Here is a 4,393-nt window from a genome sequence, read left to right as displayed (position 1 = left end):
TGGTTAAACTTTTTAGTGGAAGCAGATGATGAATTCGATTATAATATAACAGAAGCCACTTTTGGGGCTAATTCAACTTTGGATTGGCATAAACACGCAACTCCTCAGGTTATCATAGTAGTAGAAGGTGAGGGTTATTATCAGGAAAGAGGTAAGGAGGCAATTATCATAAAAAAGGTGATGTTATTAAATGTGAAAAGGACACAGAACATTGGCATACATCATCTGTAGACAAGAAGGTTTCATATATCGCTATTTACGGCAGTGAGCCTACAGTCTGGACTGAAAAGCTAACTAGAGAATACTATGATAGTGTTGCTCAAAAACTAAAGGGCAAGTAATAGTCTTTTAAGCATGCATCTGATTTGAGATGCCGGAATAAATCCGGCAAGAGTATAATCTAATTTTTAGGCTCTAATACAATTTTATCTACTGCCGCTGCTTCCACTTTTTCTTGTGAATAATAAACCGGGAAGTATTGATCTTTGGCCCAAGGCTCAAACAGGTTGTTGTAAAATGGGCTTTCAGGGTTTCCAGACTGTCCAGGTCCGTTAGTGCCTACTGCAGCGTCCCAGTCTCCGGTATTTACAATTATTCTGAATGAAGCGCCTGAGCTTTGTCGGTTGTTACCACCCGTGGATCCCGGTGTACTGGAGTTGCCACCGCGTGGCAATGGACCTACGTCCAGCTTGGTCTTTATATCTTCTCTTACTACACCCCCCAACGCATGAGCTATGTAGGTGTGTTTGAATTTCTCCTGACCGTATTGCCACTTGGTCATGTCATCACCTAGCGTCTTTTCAAGATAGGCGATGCCATTATTAAAAGCTGCTTTAAGCAGCTCGTCCCTTCCTTCATCAGGATTAGCTCCAAACTGGCTATCAGGAGCTGTAACCCAATCTAAAATCTTCTTCAATTGTATTCTTCTTATGTACGGCTTACCAGCCTCAGGGACGAATTTTGAAGCTGCAATACTGCTCAACTCGTTTTCAAAAGCTACATAAATAGCCGCTTCGATGGAATTAGCCTCTAAATTAAAGTCCCATCCTTTCAGTCGGTCTCTTGCCTCAGCAGCTTTGCCTTCTAACGGCAGCTCAGACAGCAAGGGTACCAGCAGACTTGCAGGAATAGAATGGTAATCTACTTGCAAGGCCTTCATGTCCTCCATATTTAACTTATTGCCAGCACTCAGCACCTGTTCGACCCTGTCTCCACGGTAAGGATCTGCCCACGAAAACCCGATGGCATCCCAATGCTCATAATCTGGAGGGGTTACATTTTGATTGGCTGAAGCGAAATAGCCCTCCGAAGGATTATATACATTCGGTTTCTCAATAATGGGCAGGTAGCCATCCCATTCATAGCGGCCATCTCCGGGAACAGGTACCATTCCGCTAAAATTTCTTCTGATAGGTGCAATGCCGACCGACTGCCAGCCGATGTTGCCTTCTTTATCAGCCCAAATCATATTTTCTCCAGGGATATGACTGTAATTACATGCCTCCCGGAACTCTTCCCAGCTTTTAGCCTGATCCATACGTAATGAAGCTAAATAGGGCGAACCTCCCGGTTCCAGCCATGCACATCGCACAGCATAGGCTTTATTGTTTGCTGAGTCTATATAAGTAACAGGACCATGACGAGTGTAGCGCAAGTCAACAGTTACATCACCCTGACCTTTCACTTTGATGGTTTCTTTAATCACCTCCATGTCTTCCCAATTGCCATTATACATGTACTGATTATTATTTTCAGGATTTAATTCATACACATACAAATCCTCACCATCCGTGCGGAATACGGTGAGTCCCCATGCTCCATATTCATTGTGTCCTATGGAAATGCCCGGAATTTCAGGCTCACCTCCACCTATGACATTCCACCCTGGCGCTACCAGATGCGCCATATAGCGAAGGGAAGGAATCGCAATAGTTCTATGTGGATCGTTGGCCATATAAGTATTGCCATCAGCCGTTAGCGCACCACTGACCACCCAGTTATTACTGCCTATGGAAAAGCGATCATCATTATTTTCAAGCACAGCAGCAATGGTTTTGTCATTTGTAGAATCCCTGTATGCTGGCATTACATCATCTTGCTGAAAGGCTACAGGCTTGCGATAGGCATTGTATAGTTCTAAAATGTCATCAAAAAGAAGCTCCTGATTGATGGTGGAGTCCATTTTAAGATCAGGGTCTTTAGGGTGAAACCAGCTTAACTCCTTTACTTTTTCAACGCCTAGCCTGGCTACCGCTCTGGCCACATCCAGCTCAAGGCCGATATTGCCTAGTAGCCCCTGGTGACGGGATATTACCACATTAGGAGTCCATTTTTCAGGTACTATGTTAAGTATTTGGAACTCTATGGGTAGTTGGTCAGGGGTAGCCAATATTTCATCGATGTAGGCATTTACCCCAGCGGTATAGGCAGTGATAATTTCTTCCCCATCTTCATGATAATAATTCATTTCCTGCTGCATGTCGCCACGAAATTTGAAGAGCCTCGTACCGATATCACGTTTCAATTCTCGTTCGCCTAAAATTTCAGCCACTGTTCCTGTGGCTTGTCTTCTCCACACTTCAAACTGGAAAAGACGATCTTTAGCAGCAGCATAACCCTGTGCGAAGAACAAGTCATGCTGATTGTTGGCATAAATGTGATTGATGCCCCACTCATCTCTAATGATCTCAACAGGTTCTTTTAAACCAGCGATGGTTGTTTGGTCATCATTATCTGGAGTGCAGCTAATTAGAATGATTGCAGCAAAAATGGAGAGAAGGCTTAGGTTCTGTTGTTTCATGGATTCATATGGTTTATAGGTGTGGTTTTGGGATCAAAGCCGTTAACCAACTGAAACAATATAATTAATTTGACTGAGAGGCGGAGGAAGAATTACATGAGGGGTAAGGAGAAAGATGCCGGAACAGGTCCGGCTAGAGCTCATTTATTTTTCGTTACTTGCAAGATTATTAATTATCAGCCCTCATGTCAACATCCATAAAAAGCCAGGAAGCCATATTATCAAAACTGGGAATAGAACAATTGAACCCCATGCAAAAGGAGGCTCAACAGGCCATTGCCACCAATGCTGAAGTCATGTTGCTGTCACCTACCGGCACTGGTAAAACTTTGGCTTTTCTTTTACCATTGATCGACCAACTTGATGAGACTTGTGATGAGATTCAAATGGTAATTATTGTTCCTTCAAGGGAATTGGCGATACAAATAGAGCAGGTGATGCGTGAGATGGGCACTGGCTTTAAAGTGAATGCGGTATATGGTGGACGAGCAGGATCAAAAGACAGGATGGAACTAAAACATCGGCCGGCAGTGCTCATTGGTACGCCTGGCAGGGTGGCAGATCATTTGAGAAGAGAGGCTTTTGATACCCAAAATATCAAAACATTGGTGCTTGATGAGTTTGATAAATCGTTGGAAATAGGTTTCGAAGAGGAGATGCAAGATATTCTTGAGCTACTGCCTCAGGTGAACAAGAAAGTGCTGACCTCTGCTACAAAGGGTGTTGAAATTCCTGGATTTGTGAGGTTAAAAGCGCCTGTTGTTATTGACTATCTGGAAGAAAAGGTCAGTCAGCTAAAAGTTAAAAAAGTGATTTCCCCAAGCAAGGACAAGTTGGATACGCTTATCGAATTGCTTGGCCACGTTGGTAATCAAAATGGCATCATTTTCTGTAATTTCAAGGACTCAATTCAGCGGGTCAGCGACTTTTTATTTGATCATAATATATCGCACGGCACTTTTTTTGGCGGTATGGAGCAGGGCGATAGGGAGCGAGCTTTGATTAAGTTTAGAAATGGGACACATCAGATATTACTGGCCACGGATTTAGCGGCACGAGGTATTGATGTGCCTGAAATCAAGTTTATCATCCATTATCACCTGCCGATAAAAAGTGAAGAATTTACCCATCGGAATGGCAGAACTGCGCGAATGAACAGTGATGGAACAGCCTATGTGCTGCAATATGAAAATGAAGCGTTACCTGATTTTATAGGAGACTTGCCTATAGAGGAACTTACCCAATCTGAACTTCCAAAACGATCTGGATGGAGCACGTTATTTATATCCGGAGGCAGAAAAGACAAGATCTCAAAAGGAGATGTTGCAGGATTGTTTTTCAAGCAAGGCAATCTTACTAAAGATGAGCTTGGAGTAATAGAACTTAAAAATGACTGTGCTTTTGTGGCCGTAAAAACTGAAACAATTAAAAGCCTTCTCCCCAAAGTGAATAATGTAAAACTGAAGAAGAAAAAGGTGAGGGTGTCTATAGTTTAATTTGGAAAAAGTAACTTAAACCATCTATCCCCGGATTCCTGTCTGCCAACAGGCAGGTATTCCAAGGTCTTTTGTTTAAAATGAGATGCCTGCCTGT

3 protein-coding genes are annotated in these 4,393 nt (G+C 42.9%); 2 read left to right on the top strand and 1 reads right to left on the bottom strand.

Going from position 1 to position 4,393, the window contains the following annotated elements; genetic code table 11:
- On the top strand, positions 1-231 hold a 231-nt coding region (locus E1140_RS21400), incomplete at its 5' end, for a cupin domain-containing protein (protein ID WP_484494443.1).
- Positions 232-400: 169 nt separating this feature from the next.
- Here the strand turns inward: E1140_RS21400 and E1140_RS04955 are convergent.
- Positions 401-2,800, bottom strand: a complete 2,400-nt coding sequence (locus E1140_RS04955) for a penicillin acylase family protein (protein WP_155179689.1) — start codon at positions 2,798-2,800, stop codon at positions 401-403.
- Positions 2,801-2,985: 185 nt separating this feature from the next.
- Between E1140_RS04955 and E1140_RS04950 the strand changes: the two genes are divergently transcribed.
- Positions 2,986-4,296 carry a DEAD/DEAH box helicase gene (locus tag E1140_RS04950; RefSeq protein WP_155179687.1) on the top strand — a complete coding sequence of 437 codons (1,311 nt, stop codon included), beginning with the start codon at positions 2,986-2,988 and terminating at the stop codon, positions 4,294-4,296.
- Positions 4,297-4,393 lie beyond the last annotated feature (97 nt).

Source organism: Fulvivirga lutimaris, assembly GCF_009711525.1.
GTDB classification, from domain to species: domain Bacteria; phylum Bacteroidota; class Bacteroidia; order Cytophagales; family Cyclobacteriaceae; genus Fulvivirga; species Fulvivirga lutimaris.
This window is presented reverse-complemented; position numbering and strand designations above follow the sequence as displayed.